This window comes from Oleiphilus sp. HI0079 (assembly GCF_001635105.1).
On sequence record NZ_LWFT01001230.1, the window covers coordinates 1 to 715 of the forward strand.

General features: G+C 48.0%; 1 protein-coding gene and 1 pseudogene. Both read left to right on the forward strand.

All coding sequences use genetic code 11. The annotated features are described in order from the left end of the window. Nucleotides 1–505 (forward strand): annotated as a pseudogene (locus tag A3750_RS26505) (hypothetical protein); the annotation flags it as partial. After that, nucleotides 486–715 (forward strand): hypothetical protein (locus A3750_RS25465; protein ID WP_156498826.1); only part of this gene is annotated, 230 nt, incomplete at its 3' end. The pseudogene A3750_RS26505 and the gene A3750_RS25465, both read left to right, overlap by 20 nt.

Sequence of the window (715 nt, forward strand, 5' to 3'; positions counted from 1 at the left end):
TGAAGAGAACAAACTCGACGATGAGCGAAGCGCCAGTTTAGCGGCGGTAAATGCGCTGCGAATTGCTTCAGTCGAGCGCGATGCATTCAATGCAATGTCAATTTCACAGCCTTTTAAATCGAGCTTAAAGAAAAAAACGGCCGCACTTAACCGTTGTACAGAAGCATATAAGCGCGTCGTGAAATTCGGGATTGCAGAATATACGAATGCGGCGCGTTTTGAGATGGGGGACATATATCAAGGGCTAGCGCATGCGATCATGGATTCGGAGCGTCCTTCGGGCTTAAGTGCGCTTGAACAAGAACAGTATGCGATTCTTTTGGAAGAACAAGCAATTCCGATTGAAGAAGAAGCTATCGCGTTGCATGAGCAGAATGTCAAAACGCGCGGCAATAACCGAGCCGATGAGTGGATAAGTGCCAGTTACGCAGCGCTAGCTCGGCTAAATCCAAGTCTTTATGCACGACCAATAATAGGACCAAGTCATGCCCCGGTTAGTTACTAAAATTTGTGGTCTACTAGCCCTGCTAATTTTGTTGCCGGGCTGTATGACTCAGCAGGTTAAGACACCGTCCGACATTGGCGCGCAACCCAGACAAATAAGTGCGGTATCAACAAAAAAAGTAAGCCCTGAAGATGCGCCAAGAATGCAGGCTGTTGAGCAAGCGATGCAGGAAGCCGACTATGACACGGCATCACAACTTGCTGGAGATTT